The sequence below is a fragment of the Succinatimonas hippei YIT 12066 genome (genome assembly GCF_000188195.1).
Lineage (GTDB): Bacteria > Pseudomonadota > Gammaproteobacteria > Enterobacterales > Succinivibrionaceae > Succinatimonas > Succinatimonas hippei.
This window is the reverse complement of sequence record NZ_GL831078.1, coordinates 1-605: the sequence shown is the minus strand read 5'-3', so window position 1 is coordinate 605 and position 605 is coordinate 1. Positions and strand designations below refer to the sequence as shown.

The following is a 605-nucleotide window of genomic DNA, read 5'->3' as shown; positions in this document are numbered from 1 at the left end:
ATCCGATTTTTACCTAAACTGTAAATTTCAGGTTCTCCTTTTTCCCTTTCTCACTTTTAAATCTCATATTAAGTATATGATTTTTGTAAAACAACCAATAAATTTAAAGTCCGATAAAGAAGAGATCATGATTGAAATAAGACAAGAAGATATATTAGAACAAAAAGAAACTGAAAATGTAGTGAGAGAGGCGTTTTGGAATGTGTATACACCGGGGTGTTGCGAGCATTTTTTAGTGCATAAAATTCGCAGGTGTCATGCTTTCGTACATCAATTGAATTTGGTTGCGCTAAGTTCCGGCATGATTGTCGGGCATGTCATTAACATAAAATCTTATATTGAAGGAGATGATGGCAGCTGCCATGAGATTTTGTGTTTGGGGCCGATTTCCGTGCTTCCTCAGTTTCAAAGGCAAGGAGTCGGCAGTGCTTTGATTGCCATGATTGGATATTTCGCGCAAAGTGATCCGGTAAAACGCAGTTTTTACATATCCGATTCGCTTGGGTGATCACCCCCTAATTTGCTTTTGTGATCCGAAAGCCTTTAAGGCTGCGGGACCAATTTGGTTTACAAATCAGGTCCCGCCTCATAGTTTCCTCCCCTTA

At 39.3% G+C, this 605-nt stretch carries 1 protein-coding gene; it reads left to right on the top strand.

Features of this window, described 5'->3' with window-relative positions:
* Positions 1–127: 127 nt before the first annotated feature.
* On the top strand, positions 128–508 hold the full coding sequence (locus tag HMPREF9444_RS10695; protein WP_148514459.1) for a GNAT family N-acetyltransferase: 381 nt from the start codon (positions 128–130) through the stop codon (positions 506–508).
* The last annotated feature ends 97 nt before the right edge of the window (positions 509–605 follow it).

Coding starts and splice junctions, on each gene's coding strand:
- HMPREF9444_RS10695 (WP_148514459.1), top strand. CDS start 128: ATGATTGAAATAAGACAAGAAGATATATTAGAACAAAAAGAAACTGAA.